This is a genomic window from Pseudomonas quasicaspiana (assembly GCF_021147825.1).
GTDB classification, from domain to species: domain Bacteria; phylum Pseudomonadota; class Gammaproteobacteria; order Pseudomonadales; family Pseudomonadaceae; genus Aquipseudomonas; species Aquipseudomonas quasicaspiana.
Window position 1 is genome coordinate 23,484 of the sequence record NZ_JAGTPI010000007.1, and the last position, 22,310, is coordinate 45,793.

The 22,310-nt window shown below is 58.9% G+C and carries 20 protein-coding genes, 1 tRNA gene and 1 pseudogene; 14 read left to right on the forward strand and 8 right to left on the reverse strand.

The features are described from left to right. Positions 1 to 69: 69 nt before the first annotated feature. The 5 genes and pseudogenes from KDX30_RS06855 to pilG all read right to left on the reverse strand — a co-directional run. Positions 70 to 4,120 (reverse strand): annotated as a pseudogene (locus KDX30_RS06855) (Hpt domain-containing protein); the annotation flags it as partial. 249 nt (positions 4,121 to 4,369) lie between these two features. Then, positions 4,370 to 6,412: a methyl-accepting chemotaxis protein gene (locus KDX30_RS06860; protein ID WP_027898391.1), complete on the reverse strand. Its 2,043-nt coding sequence runs from the start codon at positions 6,410 to 6,412 to the stop codon at positions 4,370 to 4,372. Positions 6,413 to 6,484: 72 nt separating this feature from the next. After that, complete coding sequence (locus KDX30_RS06865) at positions 6,485 to 7,024, reverse strand: chemotaxis protein CheW (protein ID WP_231675342.1); 540 nt, start codon at positions 7,022 to 7,024, stop codon at positions 6,485 to 6,487. A gap of 12 nt (positions 7,025 to 7,036) precedes the next feature. Next, positions 7,037 to 7,402, reverse strand: coding sequence for a twitching motility response regulator PilH (pilH, locus tag KDX30_RS06870; protein ID WP_027898389.1), 366 nt, complete (start codon positions 7,400 to 7,402; stop codon positions 7,037 to 7,039). Positions 7,403 to 7,451: 49 nt separating this feature from the next. Continuing rightward, positions 7,452 to 7,862: a twitching motility response regulator PilG gene (gene pilG / locus KDX30_RS06875; protein WP_027898388.1), complete on the reverse strand. Its 411-nt coding sequence runs from the start codon at positions 7,860 to 7,862 to the stop codon at positions 7,452 to 7,454. Positions 7,863 to 8,121: 259 nt separating this feature from the next. On the opposite strand from pilG, the gene gshB reads away from it, so the two are divergent. The 7 genes from gshB to KDX30_RS06910 all read left to right on the forward strand — a co-directional run bounded on the left by gshB (position 8,122) and on the right by KDX30_RS06910 (position 14,165). After that, a complete protein-coding gene (gshB, locus tag KDX30_RS06880; RefSeq protein WP_231675343.1) occupies positions 8,122 to 9,075 on the forward strand; it encodes a glutathione synthase in 954 nt (317 codons plus the stop codon). Positions 9,076 to 9,273: 198 nt separating this feature from the next. Beyond that, a complete protein-coding gene (locus tag KDX30_RS06885; protein ID WP_027898386.1) occupies positions 9,274 to 10,167 on the forward strand; it encodes an energy transducer TonB in 894 nt (297 codons plus the stop codon). A 76-nt stretch (positions 10,168 to 10,243) separates the two neighbouring features. Continuing rightward, positions 10,244 to 10,813: a YqgE/AlgH family protein gene (locus KDX30_RS06890; protein ID WP_027898385.1), complete on the forward strand. Its 570-nt coding sequence runs from the start codon at positions 10,244 to 10,246 to the stop codon at positions 10,811 to 10,813. Beyond that, positions 10,813 to 11,256, forward strand: a complete 444-nt coding sequence (gene ruvX / locus KDX30_RS06895; RefSeq protein WP_027898384.1) for a Holliday junction resolvase RuvX — start codon at positions 10,813 to 10,815, stop codon at positions 11,254 to 11,256. The genes KDX30_RS06890 and ruvX overlap by 1 nt, the downstream gene beginning before the upstream one ends. 99 nt (positions 11,257 to 11,355) lie before the next feature. Then, positions 11,356 to 11,868 (forward strand): bifunctional pyr operon transcriptional regulator/uracil phosphoribosyltransferase PyrR, encoded by a 513-nt coding sequence (pyrR, locus tag KDX30_RS06900; RefSeq protein WP_027898383.1) that lies wholly within the window; start codon positions 11,356 to 11,358, stop codon positions 11,866 to 11,868. Between the two features lie 24 nt (positions 11,869 to 11,892). After that, on the forward strand, positions 11,893 to 12,897 hold the full coding sequence (locus tag KDX30_RS06905) for an aspartate carbamoyltransferase catalytic subunit (RefSeq protein ID WP_027898382.1): 1,005 nt from the start codon (positions 11,893 to 11,895) through the stop codon (positions 12,895 to 12,897). Continuing rightward, positions 12,894 to 14,165 (forward strand): dihydroorotase, encoded by a 1,272-nt coding sequence (locus KDX30_RS06910; protein WP_231675344.1) that lies wholly within the window; start codon positions 12,894 to 12,896, stop codon positions 14,163 to 14,165. The genes KDX30_RS06905 and KDX30_RS06910 overlap by 4 nt, the downstream gene beginning before the upstream one ends. A 171-nt stretch (positions 14,166 to 14,336) precedes the next feature. Here KDX30_RS06910 and KDX30_RS06915 read toward each other — a convergent pair whose 3' ends face one another. Beyond that, a complete protein-coding gene (locus KDX30_RS06915; RefSeq protein ID WP_231675345.1) occupies positions 14,337 to 14,756 on the reverse strand; it encodes an NINE protein in 420 nt (139 codons plus the stop codon). A gap of 249 nt (positions 14,757 to 15,005) precedes the next feature. On the opposite strand from KDX30_RS06915, the gene KDX30_RS06920 reads away from it, so the two are divergent. Beyond that, positions 15,006 to 15,689 carry a C40 family peptidase gene (locus KDX30_RS06920; protein ID WP_027901800.1) on the forward strand — a complete coding sequence of 228 codons (684 nt, stop codon included), beginning with the start codon at positions 15,006 to 15,008 and terminating at the stop codon, positions 15,687 to 15,689. A gap of 132 nt (positions 15,690 to 15,821) precedes the next feature. Here KDX30_RS06920 and KDX30_RS06925 read toward each other — a convergent pair whose 3' ends face one another. Next, positions 15,822 to 16,856, reverse strand: a complete 1,035-nt coding sequence (locus KDX30_RS06925; protein ID WP_027901799.1) for a type IV pilus twitching motility protein PilT — start codon at positions 16,854 to 16,856, stop codon at positions 15,822 to 15,824. A gap of 55 nt (positions 16,857 to 16,911) precedes the next feature. On the opposite strand from KDX30_RS06925, the gene KDX30_RS06930 reads away from it, so the two are divergent. Genes KDX30_RS06930 through KDX30_RS06940 form a run of 3 tightly spaced genes read left to right on the forward strand, consistent with a single transcriptional unit; the run spans position 16,912 to position 19,058 of the window. Next, positions 16,912 to 17,598, forward strand: coding sequence for a YggS family pyridoxal phosphate-dependent enzyme (locus tag KDX30_RS06930; protein WP_231675346.1), 687 nt, complete (start codon positions 16,912 to 16,914; stop codon positions 17,596 to 17,598). A 22-nt stretch (positions 17,599 to 17,620) separates the two neighbouring features. Beyond that, a complete protein-coding gene (proC, locus tag KDX30_RS06935) occupies positions 17,621 to 18,439 on the forward strand; it encodes a pyrroline-5-carboxylate reductase (protein WP_231675347.1) in 819 nt (272 codons plus the stop codon). Between the two features lie 28 nt (positions 18,440 to 18,467). Continuing rightward, a complete protein-coding gene (locus KDX30_RS06940; RefSeq protein WP_027901796.1) occupies positions 18,468 to 19,058 on the forward strand; it encodes a YggT family protein in 591 nt (196 codons plus the stop codon). A gap of 276 nt (positions 19,059 to 19,334) precedes the next feature. Here KDX30_RS06940 and KDX30_RS06945 read toward each other — a convergent pair whose 3' ends face one another. Beyond that, a complete protein-coding gene (locus tag KDX30_RS06945; protein ID WP_231675348.1) occupies positions 19,335 to 20,339 on the reverse strand; it encodes a J domain-containing protein in 1,005 nt (334 codons plus the stop codon). A gap of 279 nt (positions 20,340 to 20,618) precedes the next feature. On the opposite strand from KDX30_RS06945, the gene KDX30_RS06950 reads away from it, so the two are divergent. The 3 genes from KDX30_RS06950 (at position 20,619) to KDX30_RS06960 (ending at position 22,151) form a co-directional block, all read left to right on the forward strand. Beyond that, positions 20,619 to 20,694: transfer RNA gene (locus KDX30_RS06950), tRNA-Thr, on the forward strand. Positions 20,695 to 21,113: 419 nt separating this feature from the next. Then, positions 21,114 to 21,545 carry a DUF2628 domain-containing protein gene (locus KDX30_RS06955; RefSeq protein WP_231675349.1) on the forward strand — a complete coding sequence of 144 codons (432 nt, stop codon included), beginning with the start codon at positions 21,114 to 21,116 and terminating at the stop codon, positions 21,543 to 21,545. A gap of 183 nt (positions 21,546 to 21,728) precedes the next feature. Then, positions 21,729 to 22,151 carry a DUF1493 family protein gene (locus KDX30_RS06960; protein ID WP_027901790.1) on the forward strand — a complete coding sequence of 141 codons (423 nt, stop codon included), beginning with the start codon at positions 21,729 to 21,731 and terminating at the stop codon, positions 22,149 to 22,151. Positions 22,152 to 22,310 lie beyond the last annotated feature (159 nt).

Here is a 22,310-nt window from a genome sequence, read left to right on the forward strand (position 1 = left end):
CGGGCATGAGTATCGGGGCTAACGGTTCGAGCATCGCAGGCGCGAGGGTGGGACCATTCGAGCTATCGCCAGAGGCCTGCTTGCGAATGCTCTCGATCAGCAGCGCCGCACCGGGCAACGGTTTGTCGGTGCGCACCGCGTCGAGCATATCACCGAGCAAATCGTGGCCGCTTTGCAGCAGGCTGATGGTGATCGGATCGGGCTTCACTGTCCCGGCCGACAAACCCTCATAGAGCGTTTCCAGCTCGTGAGCCAGATCGCCGATGGGGGCGATTTCTGCCATGCGCGCGCCACCTTTCAAGGTATGCAGGTCGCGCAGCAGGTTTTCCACTTCGAGCAAATTAGCGGGGTCGGCCTGCCACCGTGTCAGCGCAGCGCCGGAGCTGTCGATGAGGTCGAAGCCTTCTTCGAGGAAGATTTCCAGCAACTCGGTGTCGCGCTCAGGCGAAGTATTGGCTTCAACTTTGGGCTGTGCCGGTATGGGCTCGCCCATTGACGCCGGCGTAGCGCCCATACGCAAGGCCTGAATGGCATCGATCAACGCCGTCGGGTCACTCAGCACCCGGTGCTTCTGTAACTCTTCAAGCATCAATGCCAGATGGTCATGGCTTTGGACCAGCAACTCAGCCAGTGCCGGAGAATGGCTGTAGCGGCGGTCGACAAGGCCTTCGTAGACGCTTTCCAGCTCATGCCCCAGATCGCCAATGGGACCGATTTCAGCCATGCGCGCGCCACCCTTCAAGGTGTGCAGGTCGCGCTGCAAGGCTGATAGCGGCAACGGGTTCTCCGGATCATCGAACCAGCGCTGCAGGGCTTGCCCGGCGCTGTCGAGGATATCCACTGCTTCCTCGAGAAATATCTCGACGATCTCGTCATCGAGGTTCAACGGGTCGCCGAGAATCGGCGCATGACTGGCCAACGTTTCGGTGGCTGCGTTCAGCTCGGTGATGCTCAGCGTCTGGCTGCCGTCACTTTTGATCAGGCCCGTGGCTGAAGGGTCCAGCGCCTGATCATGCAAGTCCCGCAACGCCTGAATACGGGCCGGACAGGCTTCAACTTCTTGCCCGGCCGCCAGTTGATCAAGCATGCAGATCAGCGCTTCATGGGCCTGTTCGGCCTCATCAAAGAAACGTTCGCTGACCGCCAGGCTGCTTTCTTCCACCGCCCCATACAGGTCAAGCAGAGCCTCGCAAAGTTCGTCCACTTGCGGCAAATCAGCGAGGTGCGCGCCATGCCCCAAGGTGGTCAGCTCATCCAGCAGCGCAGAGAGTTCCTGGCGTTCTCCGGGGTGTTCCCGCCAGCGCTGCAAGAGGTTTTCCGCGTCCAGCAGGATGTCCATGCCTTCGGCCAGAAAACTCTCGATCAGTTGCGGATTGCGCTTGACCCGTAAACCGTTGTTCGACGCACTCAACACCGCTGCCAGTCGCTCTTGCAGCAAGGTCTGGGCGGAATCGATCAGCGCCGCCGCACCGGGAATCGGCCCCAACGGATCGCTCGACAGCTGCGCCAGGCCCATCAGAAGCAGCGGTTCGGCCTGGTGCAACAACTCAAGTTCGGCCTGCCCCAACGCCAGCATGTGCGCTTTGTACTCACGCACCAGTTGATCCAGCGGACTGGTCAGTTCCGCAATCGGCAACACACCGGCCATGGAGGCGCTGCCTTTTAGGGTGTGCAGCGCCCGCAGCAGGTCGTCGCTGATGGCAGGCTCTGGATCATTGGCGCAGCTCTTCAGAAAACGCTTGAGACTGTCCAGATGACTCAGGGCTTCCTGGCGGAAGATTTCCAGCAGTTGCGGGTCGAGCTCGTCAGTTTCGTTTTCGCTATCGGCGGCGACGTCGAAGGTCAGCAGTCCTTGTCCTCTGGCCAGGGCATGCGCCTGGGCAGCGAGGCGGTCCACATCGTTGCGCTGACGCTGGGCACCCTGAGCAAAATCCTTGAGAACGGCTGGCAGCAGTTCCAGCACTTCATTGAGCAGCTGCTGAACGTGCTCGTCGGGTTTGACGCTGTTTTCCAGTATGCGGTTGAGCAGGTTTTCCACTGCCCACGCCAGTTCGCCAAGGATCAATGCACGAACCATCCGCCCACTGCCCTTGAGGGTGTGGAAAGCGCGGCGCACTTCGGTCAGCGCGGTGGTGTTGCTGCGCGCATCATTGAGGGAGCCAATCCATTGCGGCAGGTATTCGCGCAGGGCGGCGAGGACTTCTTCGGCTTCCTCAAGAAAGACTTCCAGTAACTCGTCGTCCACCGCTTCTTCATCGGCAGGCGGCGGCAACAGGCTATCGGGGGTATGAAGCGCCGGCGGGTTCACGCCAGACATTGGACTGGCCAGCACATCGGCGATGGTTTGCGTCGGGCTGACCAAGGCGTTGCGCGCTTCCAGCTCAAGAATCTCGTCCTGGCTGATGACCTCGTCCAGCACCGGTACGTCGAGGGTATCCGACGCGGGCGTGTAGCCCAGTCGCGCCAGGCTTTCCTGCGCCATGTCGAGCACCTGTTCGCCCGGCGCCTCATGGTCTTCGCCCATGCGCTCCAGATAATACTCGATGCCGGTAATGGTATCAGCGAGGCTGTCGAGCTGGGTCCAGGCCGGGCGGGTTTCGTCGATCAAGAGGTGTTCAAGAATGTAGTCGTTACAGGCCGCCAGCAGACTGGCTGCACGGGCCAGCGGAATCATCGCCAGTGCGCCGCGCACTTGCACCAGCAACGCAGACAGTGGCTTCAGACGCTCGCGATCCCATTCACCATCGATGTAATCAATGATCACATCCTTGGCTTGCTGCAACACGACCCGGGCTTCACGGATGACTAACTGATGAATCTGCGTCAGGTCAGTGGTGGGCAGGCGACTCTCTTCGCGATTGGCGGCTTGCTCGACCGGGCCGACCATTCCGGCCAGCGTTGCCTCGACATACAGCAATGCCCCGGCCACATCCATCAATGCGGCGTCACTCGGCTCGCGCTGGCCCTGCGCCAAACCCTGCACCACGGCCAACTGATCAATGATGACTTTACGCGGCTGACCGAAGCCCAGCACAGCCAGTGTGTCGGCGATCTGCCGCAGCGGCGGTAGCAGGCTGTTGAGTTCGCTGACCGACTTGCGATCACCGCGTACAAACACATCCAGCCGCTCTTTGACCCGCACCAGCTCTTCGCACAAGGCGCTGATCACCGAGCGCATCGCGTCGCGATCAGGTCCGAGGCTCGTCCGTTGCTGGCTGGGTGGCGTGGTGTCGGGCAGCGCTTCGTCCAGGCCGTACTGGTCCTTCAGATCGACCATTCGTGGCGCCTGGCTGTCGGACTTGGCGATGTAGAACAACAGGCTTTTGAGCAACTCATCCGGCGCAGGCTGGTTGATCCCCGCAATGCCCTGCTCCAGCAAGCGTTTGAGTTCTTTGTCGGCATCCTTGAACAGGCTGCGCAATGCCGGACTGTTGGTGAAATTGCCATTGAGCATGGTTTCCACCAATGCCGACGCAATCTGCCAGAGCGGCCCCAACGGCGCGTTGTCGCACAGCTGTTCGAGACGCGCGAAGACTTTGCCCATGTAGCCGAGCTGAGTCTTTACGTCCTGCTCACGCAACAGGCCGACCAGCGCAGTCTGCAGGGTCTGGCGTAATTTGCGCAGCAGCGCGGGTAACTCGGGGTTGTCGCGCTGTTCAAGAGTTTGCGCATCCAGCGGCGCAACACTGACCAGTTGCGGCGCGAACAGGCTGGTCTCCGACAACAGGCTTTCACCCCGGGCACTGCGCAAGTCATTGAGCAGCGGCAAGACCACCAGCGGCAGATCGCGCCGGGCAGAATGAATACGGTCCAGATACGCAGGCAGTTGCGTCATGGCCTGAGTCAGCAACTGCTCGGCCTCGGCACGTTCCGCCACGCGATCCTGCTGCAAGGCGAGCGCCAGTTGTTCGACTTCCTCGGCCAGCAACGCTGCACCGTAGAATTCGATCATTTGCAGGCTGCCGTGCACCTGGTGCACGCAATCCAGGCACTCGTCCATCGCCTCCGTATGGCCGGGGTCGACGATGAATACTTCGAGGGCCTGGCGAGCCTGCTTGAGGGTTTCAGCGATTTCGCCTTTCACCCATTCCAGCGCTACATAGTCGTGCCGATCAGCCATGACGACTCCAATACCCAGCTTGATTGCTTATACCGAAGTTGAACCCGAACCCGTAGACGCTCACCGAGGGATAAACCGACCCTGTGGGAGCGGTGCTTGCCCGCGATAAACGATAACGCGGTATGTCGTCTAACTGCGACTCATGCATCGCGGGCAAGCACCGCTCCCACAGAGATCGCATTCCAACCTGAATGTTTGTGTCGACCGGACCTTCTCTGCAGGAGAGCAGAGCTGTACGTTTTTTGAACATCACCCACGGTCCTTTGACGACGGCAAGGTGAAGCCCGAAACCGAGCGACGCATCGCGCTGGCCATCTTCGCCAGGTTACCCATGCTGCGCGCCGTGGCGGCGGTACCTGAGGTGGTCTGCGAGGTGGTTTGCTGAATGACCGTCATGGTCTGGGATATCTGCAGACCCAGTTCTGACTGCTGCTGGGCCGCGTTGGTGATGCTCTGGATCAGCGCGGCAAGGATTTTTGAAACGCCCTCGATCTCTTCCAGCGCCACTCCGGCGTCCTGCGCGAGGCGCGCACCCCGCACCACTTCGGTGGTGGTCTGCTCCATGGAGATCACCGCCTCGTTGGTGTCGTTCTGAATCGCCCGCACCAGCGTTTCAATCTGCTTGGTCGCTGAGGACGAACGTTCAGCCAGACGCTGCACTTCGTCAGCCACCACCGCAAAACCGCGCCCGGCGTCACCGGCCATCGACGCCTGAATCGCAGCGTTCAAGGCGAGGATGTTGGTCTGGTCAGCAATGTCGTCAATCAGGCTGACAATATCGCCGATTTCCTGAGAAGACTCACCAAGACGCTTGATTCGCTTGGACGTGTCCTGAATCTGCTCGCGAATGTTGTCCATGCCGTTGATGGTGTTGTGCACCACCTCATTGCCTTTGTTGGCAATGGCAACGGAGCGTTCGGCCACCGACCAGGACTCATGGGCGTTGGCCGAGACCAGATCGATAGACCCGGTCATGCGGTTGATCGCGTTGGACGCCGCAGCGATCTGCAACGCCTGATGCTCGGACGCCGCAGCCAGTTGCGTGGCGGTACCCTGGGTGTCCTTCACCGCACCGAACACTTGCTCGGCAGTGAGGTTGATGGTCGCCACCAGCTCGCGCAACTGGTCGATGGAATAGTTGATGGAGTCAGCAATTGCCCCGGTAAAATCCTCCGTCACCGACGCGGCCACGGTCAGATCACCGTCAGCCAGGTTTTCGATTTCATCGAGCAGACGCATGATCGCGTTCTGGTTGCGCTCGCTTTTTTCGGCGGTCTCGCGAAGCTGACGATTGGTCTCACGCACCATGACCAGGCCGATGAGGATGATCGACATCAAGGCCAACAGCCCTAGCACGTAACCGCCAATGGTGTTCGATGAGCGCGCACTGGCCAGATGCTCCAGCCGGTTGGCGAGCACAGAGGTTTCGTCTAGCAGGGTTTGTGACGTGTTGAAGATGTTGCCTGCAGACTCGCGCACCTCGAACAGCTCAGGCGATGTTTCGAGAATCTCATCCACCGAACCGGAAACGAACTGGAACAACTCGGCGATCTCGGCCAAACGCGCTCGGGCGGCCGGGTCGTCGACCTGCGCGATGCGCAAGCTCACGTTGCCGTCGAGCATGCCGCTGAGCACTTGGCCGAACTGACTGGCGTCACGACCGAAAGCGTCGGCGGCCTGAACCGCGGTGTCATCCCCCGCCAGCACCTTGTTGACCGAACCAAGAATCCGCTCAGCCAACAAAGACTGACGCTGGGCAACTGCGACCTGGCTGGCTGGCGCGCGGTTTTGCAGCAGGATATCGACGACTTTTTCGTACTCGACCTGCAATTGCGGGATGGTTTCGGCCAGGGTCGCAGCCACTTGATGCAACGACAGCACGGTCTGCTCGTTGGCCAGAATCACGTCGGAGTTTCTACGCAGGGCTTCCCAGTCGGCCTGCACCGTCTGCAACTCGTCGCGGACGTCCTGTGGCGCGGGTGGCAAACCGGTGTTTTTGTCGCCCTTGCGCAGATAGCCCCAACGCATGTCAAAGTCGTTGCGGGCATCGGCAAGCAATTTGAAGGCTTGCGGTTTACCCGCGGCGGCCTCGGAGGCGTTCTTGGCAATGCGCTGAGACAACACGCGCAGCTCGCCTGCGTGACCGATGTATTGCTTGTCGTAATTCGACTGCGTGTTGAGGTAAGCGAAATTGACGAACAGCAACACGATGAAAATGATCAGCGCGACGAACAGCACGACGATTTGCGAACGGCTGCGTAGGCCTTCCAATGATCTGCCTGTCTTACTCATGTCCCACCTGGACCGAATGCGATGTTTATCGCGCAAGCAAAAAAGGCCAGCGTTGCTGGCCTGCCGAATACGTTAAAGCGCTACGTCCATGAAGCCCGGTGACTGCGCCAGCGCCCATGGACTGAACACCAGCCAGGCCTGATCGCGCACAAACCGCCCTCGAATGAACGGCGTAATGTCATCATCCATGTCAGCCGCCTGCCGGGGCATCAGGCTGATCTGACTGAAATGCTGCAGGCCGAGGACCTCATCAACCAGCAAACCGGCGAATACATCCTGGTGCTCAACGACCAGCACCCGCCGCTCTTTACGCAGGGGCGACAGTTCATGGCCGAAAAAGCTGCACAGATCCATGATGGGTAACAGCTTGCCACGCAGATTGGCCACGCCGCGCACCCAGGGTTTTACTCCGGGCAGCGCTGCGTAGCGTGGCTCATGAAGTATTTCGCTGACTTCCCCCATGGGCGCCACATAGCAACGCTCGCCCATGCGAAAGCCGATACCGCTCCAGTCCTGCTGGCGGGTTTCCTGAAACGGCAGGCCCGCCGCCAGTGTTCGACAACGTTGATCGATGTCGAACAGCAGCTGAAAAGCGGTTTGAGACTCAGCCATGACGAACCGGCGTCAGCCGGCGAGTACCGCATTCAGGGTTTTCATCAGGGTCTCTTCGTCCACCGGCTTGGTCAGGTAATCACGCGCGCCCTGACGTTTGCCCCAGACCTTGTCGGTTTCCTGATCCTTGGTGGTGATGATGATCACCGGGATCATGCTGGTGTCCGCGTCCTTGGTCAGTTGGCGGGTGGCCTGAAAACCATTGAGGCCGGGCATGACGATGTCCATGAGCACGGCGTCGGGCTTTTCCTGACGCGCCAGGGCAACGCCGTCGGCACCGTTTTCGGCCTTGAGAACTTCATGACCGTGCTTTTCCAGCATGCCGGTCAATTTGTACATTTCAGTCGGCGAGTCATCGACGATCAGAATTCGAGCCATGGTGTTCCCCATAAGGATGAATGCCCGCAGCCCTTGTGGGCAGCAGGCGTCACGAAACTTGTTGTTCCACTGCAACGAACCCCGGCACATGCGCCTTGATCGCGCTGAGCAGCTCTTCCTTGCTAAACGGTTTGGTCAAAAACTGATCAGAGCCGACGATTCGTCCCTTGGCCTTGTCAAAGAGGCCATCCTTGGACGAGAGCATGATCACCGGCGTCGATTTGAACGCCCGGTTGTTTTTGATCAACGCGCAGGTCTGATAGCCATCCAGACGCGGCATCATGATGTCGACGAAGATGATGCGCGGATGATTGTCGGCGATCTTGGCCAGCGCATCGAATCCGTCAATTGCGGTAATGACCTCGCAACCGACATTTCTCAGCAGCGTTTCGGCGGTGCGACGAATCGTCTTCGAATCGTCGATGACCATGACTTTCAGTGCTGATGAATGCTGTTCCATATCTGCTCTTCCATCGCCGCGGCGTAATTATGCGTGTTCAGCCCGGCACGGGAGCCTGATCGTACTGCCAGCTCCTGATTTACAGGGGCTGAAGGCCAAATGCCAAATTCAGGCGCCGAGCCTTTTTAGCACACTCTCTAGACTCAATCCATAAAGCCGGCCGCCACGTGCTTGCCTCTTGACCCGGAGCAAGCGGAGCGCCACCCTGACGCCTATTTCAAGGCCGACGCGGCCGTTATCGATCAGAGGATATTTGCCCATGAGCGTTCGCCTAGGGATTGTCATGGACCCGATTGAGCGCATCTCCTATAAAAAGGACAGCTCACTGGCCATGCTGCTTGCCGCTCAGGAACGCGGCTGGTCGCTGTTCTACATGGAGCAGCAGGACCTGTATCAGAACGCTGGCCAGGCCCGCGCTCGCATGAAACCGCTGAAAGTTTTTGCCGACCCGGCCAAATGGTTCGAGTTTGGTACCGAAGTGGACAGCGGTCTGGATGATCTGGACGTGATTCTGATGCGTAAGGATCCGCCATTCGACATGGAATTCGTTTACGCCACTTATCTGCTGGAACAGGCCGAGCGTGCTGGCGTACTGATCGTGAACAAGCCGCAGAGCCTGCGTGACTGCAACGAAAAGCTGTTCGCCACGCAGTTCCCGCAGCTGACGCCGCCGACTCTGGTCAGCCGCCGTGCCGACATCCTGCGCGAGTTTGCCGCTGAGCACGGCGATGTGATCCTCAAGCCGCTGGACGGCATGGGCGGCGCGTCGATCTTCCGCCATCGCGTGGGCGATCCGAACCTGTCGGTGATCCTCGAAACCCTGACTGCACATGGCACCCAGCAAATCATGGCGCAGGGCTATCTGCCTGCGATCAAGGACGGCGACAAACGCATCCTGATGGTTGACGGCGAACCTGTCCCGTATTGCCTGGCACGTATCCCGGCGGCCGGGGAAACCCGCGGCAATCTGGCAGCAGGTGGTCGTGGCGAAGCACGTCCGCTGACGGATAAGGATCGCTACATCGCCGAACAGATTGGCCCTACTCTGCGTGAAAAAGGCCTGATCTTCGTCGGCCTGGACGTGATCGGCGAGCATCTGACCGAAATCAACGTCACCAGCCCGACCTGCATTCGTGAAATCGACAATGCATTCGGTACTAATATTGGTGGGATGTTGATGGATGTGATCGAGAAGAAGCTGCAGGCCCGGTAAGCCATAACTCGATCCCTGTGGGAGCTGGGCTTGCCCGCGATAAGGACGACACAGATATGGTCTATCGCGTCCAGCCTTATCGCGGGCAAGCCCAGCTCCCACAGGGTTATATGTGTTCCCACAGAAGTCCGCATTTCAATCTGGGCTATCATGCGCAGCCAACGATTTTGAAATACCCCAAGAGACGCTAACCCGCTGATGACTGCTGTCGATCTCCCATACGAACTTACCCAATCAGGCGTGCGCCCGGCGGATCGTCTGGGCTTTACCCTGCTGATTGCGGCGTTGATACACGTGGCGATCATCCTTGGCGTGGGTTTCACTTACGTCAAACCGGAACAGATCAGCCAGACGCTGGAAATCACCCTCGCCACGTTCAAAAGTGACACCAAGCCCAAACAGGCCGACTTTCTGGCTCAAGACAATCAGGAAGGCAGCGGCACCCTGGACAAGGCGGAAATCCCCAAGACCACCGAGCTTGCGCCGTTCCAGGACACCAAGATCAATAAAGTGACACCGCCTCCAGCCGCCAAACCTGTGCAAAAACAGGAGTCGGCGAAAACCGTGGTCGCCACCAAGGCCAAAACGCCTGAAAAGACTGTGGCCAAGCGTGAAGAGGTCAAACCGGACCCAACGCCAAAGGCCGCCCCGGAATTCGACAGTTCGCAACTGAGCAGTGAAATCGCCAGCCTCGAGGCCGAGCTCTCCAACGAACAACAGCTGTACGCCAAGCGACCAAAGATCCACCGCCTCAATGCCGCGTCGACCATGCGCGACAAAGGCGCCTGGTACAAAGACGACTGGCGCAAGAAAGTCGAGCGCGTCGGCAACCTGAATTATCCGGAAGAAGCACGCCGCAAGCAGATCTACGGCAATTTGCGCCTGATGGTCTCGATCAATCGCGACGGTTCGCTGTACGAAATACTGGTGCTGGAGTCCTCAGGACAACCCTTGCTGGATCAGGCTGCACAGCGAATCGTGCGTCTGGCGGCGCCATTTGCGCCGTTCACCGGCGATCTGGCTGACATCGACCGGCTCGAAATCATCCGGACCTGGAAATTCGCCCGGGGTGACAAGCTTTCCAGTAACTGATGGCTCCTTCACAAACCTGCGGACCTGTCAGAACTGCCAGTTGTCAGGCCCGCCGCGCGACGCCACACTAGGGCTCATGAAAAACGTATCTGCGAGTTATCTCAAGCATCAATTCCTGATCGCCATGCCGCACATGGTGGACCCGAACTTTGCGCAGACGCTGACTTACATCGTCGAGCACAACGCCAACGGAGCCATGGGGCTGGTCATCAACCGACCGCAAAGCCTCACGCTGGCGGATGTCCTTGAACAATTGCGCCCCGAGCTCCCCGCTCCCGTGCGTTGCCAGGAAATAGCGATACACACCGGCGGTCCGGTTCAGACCGACCGCGGTTTCGTGCTGCACCCCCGCGGGCAGGTCTTTCAGGCCACCGTCGAGCTCGGCGACCTGGCGCTCTCAACTTCGCAGGATGTGCTGTTTTCCATCGCGGACGGCTACGGACCTGATCAAAATGTGATCACTCTGGGTTACGCCGGATGGGATGCAGGCCAACTGGAAGCTGAAATGGCTGCCAATGCCTGGCTAACCTGCCCGTTCGATCCTGCCATTCTCTTTGACGTCGACAGTGACCAGCGTCGGGATGCCGCCGCCGCGCGCCTGGGCGTAAACCTGAACCTGCTCACCAGCCAGGCAGGCCACGCCTGATGCCCGCACTGCGCTTACTACTGGGTTTCGATTACGGCACCAAACAGATCGGCGTTGCGGTGGGCCAGGTGATTACCGGTCAAGCCCGCGACCTGTGCACCCTCAAGGCCCAGCAAGGCGTGCCGGACTGGAGCCAGATCGAAGCGCTGATCCGCGAATGGAAACCAGACGCCATCGTCGTCGGCCTGCCGCTGAACATGGACGGCACGCCCAGCGACATGAGCGTCAAGGCCGAGAAGTTTTCCCGTCGGATCAACGGTCGCTTCAATCTGCCGGTTTATACCCATGACGAACGCCTGACGACCTTCGAGGCCAAGGGCGAGCGCATGAGTCGTGGCGGTCAGCGCGGCAGCAGTTACAAAGACAACCCGGTCGATGCGATCGCCGCCATGCTCCTGTTGCAGGGCTGGATGGATGCAAACGCTGAGCTGTTCAGTGCCTGACACATTTAGCCTGTATAGGGCTTAGCGGTAACAATCTGAATTTTCGTTTCCGCCTGAGCCAGGCCTTGCCCCGGCTCGGGTACTTTCAGGAGCAACTTCATGAACCTGCCGAACCCCGCCGAACTGATTCGTCAGATGGCCACTGACCTGAACGCGCACCTCAACAAGCGCGGTGTCAGCGAACCTCGTTTCATCGGCATTCGCACTGGCGGCGTATGGGTCGCGCAGGAATTGCTCAAGACGCTGGGCCGCGACGAACCGATGGGCACACTTGACGTTTCCTTCTACCGCGACGACTTCAGCCAGAACGGCCTGCACCCACAAGTGCGCCCTTCCGAGCTGCCGTTCGAAATCGAAGGCCAGCACCTGGTGCTGATCGATGACGTACTGATGAGTGGCCGCACAATTCGCGCCGCGCTCAACGAACTGTTCGACTACGGTCGCCCGGCCAGCGTAACGCTGGTGTGCCTGCTGGACCTGGACGCTGGCGAGTTGCCGATCAGCCCTGACGTGGTTGGCGCGACGTTGACGCTGGCCGCCAACGAGCGGGTCAAGCTGAGCGGTCCTGCGCCGCTGGCCCTCGAAATTCAAGACCTGTCCACCGCCCTTTAACCGCCCTTGAAAGAGTCCTTTGCGATGACGCCCCTCGACGCCAAGCGCCCGCTGCAGCTCAACCATCAAGGTCAGCTGCGCCATTTCCTGTCACTCGACGGCTTGCCTCGCGAGCTGCTCACTGAAATTCTCGACACCGCTGACTCCTTTCTGGAAGTAGGCGCCCGGGCGGTGAAAAAAGTCCCGCTGCTGCGCGGCAAGACCGTGTGCAACGTGTTCTTCGAGAACTCCACGCGCACCCGCACCACCTTTGAACTGGCGGCACAGCGGTTGTCGGCGGACGTGATCACTCTCAACGTGTCCACGTCCTCGACCAGCAAGGGCGAGACACTGTTCGACACCCTGCGCAACCTTGAGGCCATGGCTGCCGACATGTTCGTCGTGCGGCATGGCGACTCGGGCGCGGCGCATTTCATTGCCGAGCATGTCTGCCCGGAAGTGGCGATCATCAACGGCGGCGACGGCCGTCACGCGCACCCGACCCAGGGCATGCTCGACATGCTGACGATTCGTCGGCACAAAGGCGGCTTCGAAAACCTGTCCGTGGCGATCGTCGGTGACATCCTGCATTCGCGTGTTGCGCGCTCGAACATGATCGCCCTCAAAGCACTGGGCTGCCCGGACATCCGCGTGATCGGGCCGAAAACTCTGCTGCCGGTCGGCGTCGAGCAATACGGCGTGAAGGTTTACACCGACCTGAACGAAGGTCTGAAAGATGTCGACGTGGTGATCATGCTGCGCCTGCAACGCGAACGCATGCAGGGCGGCCTGTTGCCGAGCGAGGGCGAGTTCTATCGCCTGTTCGGCCTGACCACCGCACGTTTGGCCGGTGCCAAGCCGGACTGTATCGTCATGCACCCCGGCCCGATCAACCGCGGCGTGGAAATCGAATCGGCAGTGGCCGACGGCGCGCATTCGGTGATCCTCAATCAAGTGACCTACGGCATCGCCGTGCGCATGGCCGTGCTGTCCATGGCCATGAGCGGACAGACCGCGCAACGACAATTCGAACAGGAGAACGCCCAGTGAAGCTCAGCATCCTCGGCGCTCGCGTCATCGACCCCAACAGCGGTCTGGACCAAATTACCGACCTGCACCTGGAAGCCTGCAAGATTCTCGCAATCGGCAATGCGCCAGCCGGTTTCGAGCCGGTACAGACCATCGACGCCACCGGCTTGATCGCCGCTCCCGGCCTTGTTGACCTGAACGTCGCCCTGCGCGAACCGGGTTACAGCCGCAAAGGCACGATTGCCAGCGAGACCCGCGCTGCCGCAGCCGGTGGCGTGACCAGCCTGTGCTGCCCGCCGCGCACCAAGCCGATTCTGGACACCTCGGCCGTCGCCGAGCTGATCCTGGACCGCGCTCGCGAAGCCGGGCACAGCAAGGTGTTCCCGATTGGTGCCCTCAGCAAGGGCCTGGAGGGCGAACAACTGGCTGAACTGGTCGCGTTGCGCGATGTGGGCTGCGTCGCCTTCGGCAACGGCCTGGAGAGCTTTCGCAACACCCGCACCCTGTGCCGTGCGCTGGAGTACGCGGCAACGTTCGATCTGACGGTTATTTTCAACTCTCAGGACCGCGACCTGGCCGACGGTGGCCTGGCGCACGAAGGCCCGACTGCCAGTTTCCTGGGTCTGGCCGGCATTCCTGAAACCGCTGAAACCGTGGCGTTGGCCCGCGACCTGTTACTGGTCGAGCAAAGCGGCGTGCGCGCGCACTTCAGCCAACTGACCAGTGCCCGCGGCGCAGCACTGATCGCTCAGGCGCAGGCCCGTGGCTTGAAGGTCACGGCTGACGTGGCGCTGTATCAGTTGATTCTGACCGACGAAGCGCTGATCGATTTCTCCAGCCTGTATCACGTGCAACCGCCACTGCGCACCCGCACAGATCGTGACGGCCTGCGCGAAGCTGTCAAATCGGGGGTTATCAGCGCAATCTCCAGCCATCACCAGCCGCACGAACGCGACGCAAAGCTGGCACCGTTCGGCGCGACCGAACCGGGCATCAGCAGCGTCGAATTGCTGCTGCCATTGGCGATGACGCTGGTTGAGGATGGCTTGCTGGACGTGCCAACCCTGATCGCCCGTTTGAGCAGCGGCCCGGCTGCGGCATTGCGCCTGCCAGCAGGGCAACTGAGCGCCGGGTCGCCCGCCGATATAGTGCTGTTCGACCCAGCGGCCTCGACCGTTGCTGGAGAGAAGTGGCTATCCAAAGGTGAAAACTGCCCATTCCTCGGCCACTGCCTGCCGGGTGCTGTGCGTTACACCTTGGTGGATGGCCGGATTACCCACACCGGATAAAAGAAGGTACCCCCTGTGGGAGCGAATTCATTCGCGAATACGGTTGTGCAAACGACAGATCTCTATCGACTGTACCGACCCATTCGCGAATGAATTCGCTCCCACAAGGATGATGCCCGGCACAACAGCTGAGTAACACCTCAATCCTGTAGGGGGCAGCGCCATCGCTAATCACCCGCGCTGTGCATTCTTGATCGAAATCTGATCATTCAACGTCCACAGGTCATACAGCACGCCCACCAGAAACAGCCCGCCCGTGAACAGGTAGATGAACCCGGTGATCCACTTGCCCTGATACATGCGGTGCACGCCGAGCACATTGAGAAACGCCAGCAGCAACCAGGCCACGTTGTAGTCAATGGAACCTGAGGTGAAACGCAGGTCGGCTTCGCGGTCCATGCCGGGAATCAGGAGCAAGTCGATCAGCCAACCAATGCCCAGCAAGCCCAAAGTGAAAAACCAGATCGTGCCCGTTACTGGCTTGCCGTAATAGAAGCGATGAGCGCCGGTGAACCCAACAATCCACAGCAGGTAACCTACCAATTTGCTGTGGGTGTCCTGGCGCTGTGGATCATGTTGATAGGTGTTCATTTGGACCTCTTTTGCGCTGATAGAAAAAAATATGTGTAAAGCGTGTGACTTTTTTACGGTTGTCCGACGTATGGCAGGAACCTCTGGCGCTTATAACAAACCCTTGTAACACAAGGGATTCACCCATGTTTTGAGAGAGTCTGTCGCGAAATCTGAAACGATCGTTCCGTAATCGTTCTGTCATGAGGGGTCTGAAAGTCGCAAAAAGCTGTTATAAAGTTGCGCGCTAACCCACAAGAGCCCTGCCGAATGCGTCCTTTTTTCAAGTCATGGCTAACCATCTGCCTACTTATGCCACTGGCCGCCCACGCCACCAATCGTGAGCAACAACTACCCGCGAGCTTCACCGGCTACACCGCGAAAACTCATTCTTCGTCAGCCGTCGCGGGCAATCAAACCACCGAGCCTGCGCCTGTCATCTCTCCACGTGGCCACAGCTCCCGGACTACCATTTACCGTAGCCCGAGCAAGAACTCCAAAGCCGTCGCCAACGTACAAACGTTGTCGGGGCCGAACACCAAACAGAGCAATGCGGTCGTGAGCCGTGCTTTGCAAGCGGTCGGTACTCCTTACCGTTGGGGCGGCAACACCCCAGGTAAAGGCCTAGACTGCAGTGGTTTGGTGAAATATGCATTCAACGACGTGGCTGAAGTCGATCTACCCCGCACGTCCAACGCCATGGCTGAAGGCCACGGAGTAAAGGTTGATCGCAAGGATTTGAAGCCCGGCGACTTGCTGTTCTTCAACATCAAAAGCCGCAAGGTCAACCATGTTGCGATTTACCTGGGCAACGACCGCTTCGTCCACGCCCCACGGCGCGGCAAGAAAGTCAGCGTCGATACCTTGAAGAAGCCGTACTGGAACAGCCATTACATGGTTGCCAAGCGCGTACTGCCGAAGCAGAGCGCTCCGTTGCGGGTTGTTCAGCGGTAAGGACCCCGGATCCTGTGGGAGCGAATTTATTCGCGAAGGCGTCAGATCAGCCAACATCTCTGTTGCCTGACACACCGCTTTCGCGAATGAATTCGCTCCCACAGGGGTAAGCCCCCAAAGACATGGCGCTGCTCAGAAATTATCCGGCACCTTGGCCTTTTCCTTCGCCGCATCGCGGGTGATGAGCCCCTTCGCGACCAGGTCCTTGAGGCACATGTCCAGCGTCTGCATGCCCAGCGAACCACCGGTCTGAATGGCTGAGTACATCTGCGCAACCTTGTCTTCACGGATCAGGTTACGAATCGCAGGTGTGCCCATCATTATTTCGTGAGCGGCCACTCGACCGCCCCCGACCTTCTTCAACAGCGCCTGAGACACCACCGCGTGCAGCGATTCGGACAGCATCGAGCGGATCATGGATTTTTCCTGAGCCGGGAACACATCGACAATCCGGTCAATAGTCTTGGCCGCCGACGTGGTGTGCAGGGTGCCGAACACCAGGTGACCGGTTTCCGCAGCGGTCAGCGCCAGGCGAATGGTTTCCAGGTCACGCATTTCCCCGACCAGAATCACATCCGGGTCTTCCCGTAGCGCCGAACGCAGGGCCTCCGAAAAGCCCAGCGTGTCGCGGTGCACTTCACGTTGGTTGACCAGACACTTCTTGGACTCGTGAACGAATTCGATCGGGTCTTCGATGGTCAGGATGTGGTGATGGCGATTGACGTTCAGGTAATCGATCATCGCCGCCAGCGTCGTGGACTTGCCCGAACCGGTCGGCCCGGTGATCAGCACCAGCCCGCGAGACACGTCGGTAATCTTGCGAAACACTTCTCCCATGCCCAGCTCTTCGAGGGTCAGGATCTTCGCTGGAATCGTCCGGAATACCGCACCTGCGCCACGGTTCTGGTTGAACACGTTGACCCGGAAGCGCGCCACGCCCGGCACCTCGAAAGAAAAATCCGTCTCCAGATACTCTTCAAAGTCCTGACGCTGCTTGTCGTTCATGATGTCGTAGATCAGCGCCTGCACGTCCCTGGCATCCAGTGCTGGCAGGTTGATACGGCGTACATCACCGTCCACACGAATCATCGGCGGCAGGCCAGCCGAGAGGTGCAAGTCCGATGCGCCTTGCTTGGCACTGAAAGCCAGCAGCTCGGTAATATCCATACAGCTCCTCAATCACATAGAATGCCGCAGACTTTAGCCCTGCTGGCGCAAATCAATGTCCATGATAGCAGCGAACATTTCAACGCTCCGCGAGCGAATTAGCGCCGCCGCACAAGCCGCGCAGCGTGACCCGGCGTCCATCGGCCTGCTCGCAGTGAGTAAAACCAAACCGGCCGAGGCCCTGCGCGAAGCGTACGCGGCAGGTTTGCGGGACTTTGGCGAAAACTATTTGCAGGAAGCGCTGAGCAAACAGCTCGAATTGGCCGACCTGCCCTTGTGCTGGCACTTCATCGGCCCCATTCAATCGAACAAGACTCGCGCTATCGCCGAGAACTTCGCTTGGGTACATTCGGTGGATCGCCTGAAAATCGCACAACGCCTGTCCGAGCAACGTCCTGAAGACCTGCCGCCGCTGAACATCTGCATTCAGGTCAACGTCAGTGGCGAAGCCAGCAAGTCCGGCTGTACGCCCGCCGACCTGCCTGCCCTGGCTGAAGCGATCAGTGCGTTGCCTCGTTTGGAACTGCGTGGCTTGATGGCCATCCCGGAACCCACCGACGACATCGCCGAGCAAAACGCTGCATTTGCAGCAGTCAGCACACTGCAGGCGCAATTGAACCTGCCGCTGGACACCCTTTCCATGGGCATGAGCCACGACCTGGAGGCCGCCATCGCACAAGGCGCCACCTGGGTGCGGATTGGTACTGCCCTTTTTGGCGCCCGTGACTACGGCCAGCCATGACCTCTGACTCAAGGAATCCGACATGAGCAAGACACGCATCGCCTTTATCGGCGCTGGCAACATGGCCGCCAGCCTGATCGGAGGGCTGCGCGCCCAGGGCGTGGAAGCCGACTCGATTCGCGCCAGCGACCCCGGCGCTGAAACACGCGGCAAGATCGCCGCCGAGCACGGCATCACGGTCTTCGCTGATAACGCCGAAGCCGCAGAAGGCGCAGACGTGGTATTGATCGCCGTCAAACCGCAAGCCATGAAAGCCGTTTGCGAAGCCCTGCGTCCAAGCCTCAAGCCAAATCAACTGGTGGTGTCCATCGCCGCCGGTATCACTTGCGCCAGCATGCAAAACTGGCTGGGCGAGCACCCCATCGTGCGCTGCATGCCCAACACTCCGGCGCTGCTGCGTCAGGGCGTCAGCGGCCTGTACGCCACCGAGCAAGTCAACGACGCACAACGTGCACAGGCCGAGCAATTGCTGTCGGCTGTCGGCATCGCGCTGTGGCTGGAAGAAGAAAAACAACTGGACGCCGTGACCGCCGTTTCCGGCAGCGGCCCGGCGTATTTCTTCTTGTTGATCGAAGCCATGACCGCCGCAGGCGTGAAACTCGGCCTGCCACAGGACGTGGCCGCGCAACTGACAATGCAAACCGCGCTGGGCGCCGCGCTGATGGCGACTGGCAGCGATGTGGATGCTGCCGAGCTGCGCCGCCGCGTGACCTCGCCATCGGGAACCACGGAAGCCGCAATCAAATCATTCCAGGCCGGAGGCTTCGAAGCGTTGGTAGACACCGCGCTGACCGCCGCCGCACATCGTTCGGCAGAAATGGCCGAACAGCTGGGCAAGTAATCTTTTTAGGCCATTGAGGAGCAGACCGATGATCGGACTGAACACCGCTGCAATCTACGTGCTGCAAACCATCGGCAGTATGTATCTGTTGATCATCCTGTTGCGCTTCGTGCTGCAACTGGTACGCGCTGACTTCTACAACCCGCTGAGCCAGTTCGCGGTCAAAGCCACCCAGCCACTGCTCAAGCCGCTGCGCCGGATCATTCCGAGCCTGTTCGGCCTGGACATGTCTTCGCTGATTCTGGCGATCATTGTGCAAATGATCCTGATGGCACTGACATTGCTGCTGGCGTACGGCACGACGGGCGATCCGCTGCACCTGCTGCTCTGGGCAATCATCGGCGTGACCGGTCTGTTCCTGAACATCTTCTTCTACGCCCTGATCATCAGCGTGATCCTGTCGTGGGTCGCCCCTGCCAGCCATAACCCTGGCGCGCAACTGGTCAATCAAATCACCGAACCACTGCTGGCCCCGCTGCGCCGGATCCTGCCAAACCTCGGCGGCCTGGATATCTCGCCGATCCTGGCGTTCATGATCCTCAAGCTGCTGGACATGCTGGTCATCAACAACCTCGCCGCCATGACCCAAATGCCGAGCGTACTGCGCTTGCTGATGTAATCAACTGGCCCTATGTGGGAGCCGGGCTTGCCCGCGATGAGATCAACTCGGTGTCTGAGACCTGATTGATTTCATCGCGGACAAGCAATGATCACAGGTTGATTGTGGCCTCAAGCTCACGACCTACTGGTGGGACCGAACTTATTCGGGAATCGGTATTTCATGCGACACACAGGCTGCGAATGTAACGGCCCCTTCGCGAATGAATTCGCTCCCACAGGATTCCCTCTTATAGGCCAATAGAGAAAATAACAAAGGCCCAGCACTAGCTCTTCGTCAAAACTCCTCACTCCTGACATTCGAAAACTGCGAATTCCGATTCTGCAGCTTGCGCAGCGTCAGCTTGTAAACACTCGACTTGATCCGATCCCCCACCAGCGTCTCTTCCAGCCGAATCCGGCTCGACGCATAAGCACACCCGGTATCAAGCATCTTGTACTTGAGTTGGTAATAACCCACGTCCATACGCCCAAACGTAAAACGGCTGCGCGCCGGAATATAAGCGTGCCGAAAATCCCGCTTCCCCGTCGCATCCGTAATCTTCGCGTACACCGCCTGCTCGCCCGCGGTGTTATCCACCGTGATCTCCGACCAGCCACCGTCGCGCGTCATCGGCATCCCCGCGATGTAACCTGCCGCAGATGGCCAAGGCGCGCCCATAGGATCAACCAGCGGCGGCACACAGTCCGGCTGCCCCGGTTCGACAATCTTCACGGGCGCGCTAACAGGCACCGCTGCAGCAACCCTGGCCGCTTCAGCAACCGCCTCAGCCTTGGCCTGCGCCTCAGCCAGAATCGCCATATCGTCCACCACCGGCGGTGACGGCGGGATAAATGCCTTGCCCGCATCCCGGTCATACCCCATCCAGGCACCCGCACTGCAAGCAACCACGAACACCGCCACCCAACGCCAACGACTGCCGCGCCGGGTTGGTTTGGCTGGTTTAGATGATTTGCGTTGAGATTTTTCTGAGGGGCGAGCCTGAGCTCTTGCAGCGTTTTGCGGCGCAGCTTGCGGCCCGGCCTGACGACGCTGAGTAGCCGCCTGACGAGCCACCTGCGCATCACGAACCAGACTGGCGTCATACGCAGCACGCTTCTCGGGATCCGCCAACACATCATGAGCAGCGTTGACCACCGCCATCAAACCAGACGCATTGGCTGCATGATTACGATCAGGATGCAGTTGCTGCGCCAGCTTGCGGAAGGCGTGCTTGATATCCTCCGGCGAGGCATCCCGAGCGACATTGAGCTCGTCGTAATACGTACGTGTTTTCGGCATTGAGCTTGCTATCCATTGCGACGCGACATATTAGCAATCTTTACATCCCTGCAACCGCCTCACCGCCCAAGCTGAAGCCCAGCGCACAAACCAAACCAAAACCCCGCCCCACCTGACGAACCGCCCTCCAGCTTCACGCCAGAACGCCGATAAAGGCTGACTCCCTCAACGCTGACGCGCCATGGCAGCGTAGAGCCAACCGCTCAAGAAATTTTTAAACGAAATCAGTGAGCTAAGGTTTACAGCCAAAAAAAACTCTATATACTCAGCGCCCATCACGCCGGTATAGCTCAGTTGGTAGAGCAACTGACTTGTAATCAGTAGGTCCCGGGTTCGACTCCTGGTGCCGGCACCATACGCTACATCGAAAAAGGCTCACCGAAAGGTGGGCCTTTTTTGTGCGCGTGTGTTTTCTGTAGGAACTGCCGAAGGCTGCGAAGGCGTCATCCAACACAACGACAAATGTCCCGCTACCCTCCACCCTGCAGGAGCCGAGCTTGCTCGCGATAGCTACCCAAGTCGCCCGCCCAATCACGTCAACCCGGCGTACGAACTAGCAGCAACAGTCAGTTCAGGGGTTGTCCTGATAACGTGGATCTCACTCAACAGGTGAGCCAATTCCTGCCAGGAATTCCAACGATTGGCACATCGATGCGGTTGGGTGGTACGCCACCTGGAAACTCCATACAATCCCCCGTCATCTCTTCAAAGCGCCAGAACCACAGGATTTTCCGGAAGGAATACGTCATTCCACGGAACATAAGGAGTAGCACCTTGAGCACAGCAGATCACCCCCAAAGCACCTCCAAGTACAGCGCCAAGTGGCAGGAACGCTTCAATTTCTTTGAGACATACGGTGCACCGAACGATCCACGGTTCAATGCCGGTCTCAAATCACTTCCTGGCATCAGAAAGAAAATGCGGATCAACATCAATATAATTGCGTGTTTCTTTGGTCCGATTTATTTCTTTGTGCTGGGACTGTGGAAAAAGGGCCTTGCACTCCTTGGAATCATGCTCGCGACCAACGCGTTGATTCTTCTGGTGTGTACTCTTCTGGAAACCGATGTGCCTTATGCGCTCGGCGGAGGGCTGGCTGCGCCCTACGCCCTGATGTATGGCCTGACCGTAAACTACGCGTACTACCTCAAGGAAGTGAAAGGCGAGCAAGGCTGGAACCCGTTCAAAGGCATACGTCTCGTCTAACGTTCAGGTGTGCCAGTAACTCTGGCGAGCGTGCAGGCTTGCCGCTCCTCGATCAAAAGGAATAGGGGTCAGACTACATTTTCAATTAAGTACCGAAAACCGTGGTCTGACCCCATTTTTTCCGCAAAACAGTTGTGTAACTTATAACTCCATTATGAGCATCGGAGATCAGGTTTCCTAGCCATGAACGAATCCCTCGATTACAAAATAATGGATAGCATTGTCGTCTGCATCCACGATACCGCAGGCTTTGGGAGAAAGGCATTTGAAAGCTTCAGCTTGGCGACCGATGTCGCGAGGGATCTGGGCGTAGATGGCGACGATGCAAGTGATCTGATGGTCGAGTTCTTCGAAAGGTTCTCTATCGACCTTAACAATTACGATCCTTATCGGTACTTTTTGGAAGAAGGCTGCAACTTTTTTTCCTTCCGGCGCGCCAAAGACAGACGCGGAAACATACCGCTAAGAGTGGGGATGTTGTATTTAGCTTTAAAAGCGGGACGCTGGGATGCACAAGCATTTGAACAAGCCAAATTCAGCGATGTTCCACTATATGAGCGTACAGAAGATATTCCGATTGATGGCTATAAGATAAAAAGCCGTTGATCCTACCTATGCGATCCACGTGGTAATGCATTCCAGGAGGAATAGGGGTCAGACCCCATTTTTCGTAATGCCCTGCGGGGCCGGCCTGGACGCTGGTTGAACGTTCGCCCCAGCGGGTAGGATGTCAGCCTCGCTAACCATACGTGATGGAAAGGACTG

Excerpts from the sequence above, each read along its gene's own strand:
- KDX30_RS06860 (WP_027898391.1), bottom strand. The coding sequence starts at position 6,412 with ATGAGTAAGACAGGCAGATCATTGGAAGGCCTACGCAGCCGTTCGCAA.
- KDX30_RS06865 (WP_231675342.1), bottom strand. The coding sequence starts at position 7,024 with ATGGCTGAGTCTCAAACCGCTTTTCAGCTGCTGTTCGACATCGATCAA.
- pilH (WP_027898389.1), bottom strand. The coding sequence starts at position 7,402 with ATGGCTCGAATTCTGATCGTCGATGACTCGCCGACTGAAATGTACAAA.
- pilG (WP_027898388.1), bottom strand. The coding sequence starts at position 7,862 with ATGGAACAGCATTCATCAGCACTGAAAGTCATGGTCATCGACGATTCG.
- gshB (WP_231675343.1), top strand. The coding sequence starts at position 8,122 with ATGAGCGTTCGCCTAGGGATTGTCATGGACCCGATTGAGCGCATCTCC.
- KDX30_RS06885 (WP_027898386.1), top strand. The coding sequence starts at position 9,274 with ATGACTGCTGTCGATCTCCCATACGAACTTACCCAATCAGGCGTGCGC.
- KDX30_RS06890 (WP_027898385.1), top strand. The coding sequence starts at position 10,244 with ATGAAAAACGTATCTGCGAGTTATCTCAAGCATCAATTCCTGATCGCC.
- ruvX (WP_027898384.1), top strand. The coding sequence starts at position 10,813 with ATGCCCGCACTGCGCTTACTACTGGGTTTCGATTACGGCACCAAACAG.
- pyrR (WP_027898383.1), top strand. The coding sequence starts at position 11,356 with ATGAACCTGCCGAACCCCGCCGAACTGATTCGTCAGATGGCCACTGAC.
- KDX30_RS06905 (WP_027898382.1), top strand. The coding sequence starts at position 11,893 with ATGACGCCCCTCGACGCCAAGCGCCCGCTGCAGCTCAACCATCAAGGT.
- KDX30_RS06915 (WP_231675345.1), bottom strand. The coding sequence starts at position 14,756 with ATGAACACCTATCAACATGATCCACAGCGCCAGGACACCCACAGCAAA.
- KDX30_RS06920 (WP_027901800.1), top strand. The coding sequence starts at position 15,006 with ATGCGTCCTTTTTTCAAGTCATGGCTAACCATCTGCCTACTTATGCCA.
- KDX30_RS06925 (WP_027901799.1), bottom strand. The coding sequence starts at position 16,856 with ATGGATATTACCGAGCTGCTGGCTTTCAGTGCCAAGCAAGGCGCATCG.
- KDX30_RS06930 (WP_231675346.1), top strand. The coding sequence starts at position 16,912 with ATGTCCATGATAGCAGCGAACATTTCAACGCTCCGCGAGCGAATTAGC.
- proC (WP_231675347.1), top strand. The coding sequence starts at position 17,621 with ATGAGCAAGACACGCATCGCCTTTATCGGCGCTGGCAACATGGCCGCC.
- KDX30_RS06940 (WP_027901796.1), top strand. The coding sequence starts at position 18,468 with ATGATCGGACTGAACACCGCTGCAATCTACGTGCTGCAAACCATCGGC.
- KDX30_RS06945 (WP_231675348.1), bottom strand. The coding sequence starts at position 20,339 with ATGCCGAAAACACGTACGTATTACGACGAGCTCAATGTCGCTCGGGAT.
- KDX30_RS06960 (WP_027901790.1), top strand. The coding sequence starts at position 21,729 with ATGAACGAATCCCTCGATTACAAAATAATGGATAGCATTGTCGTCTGC.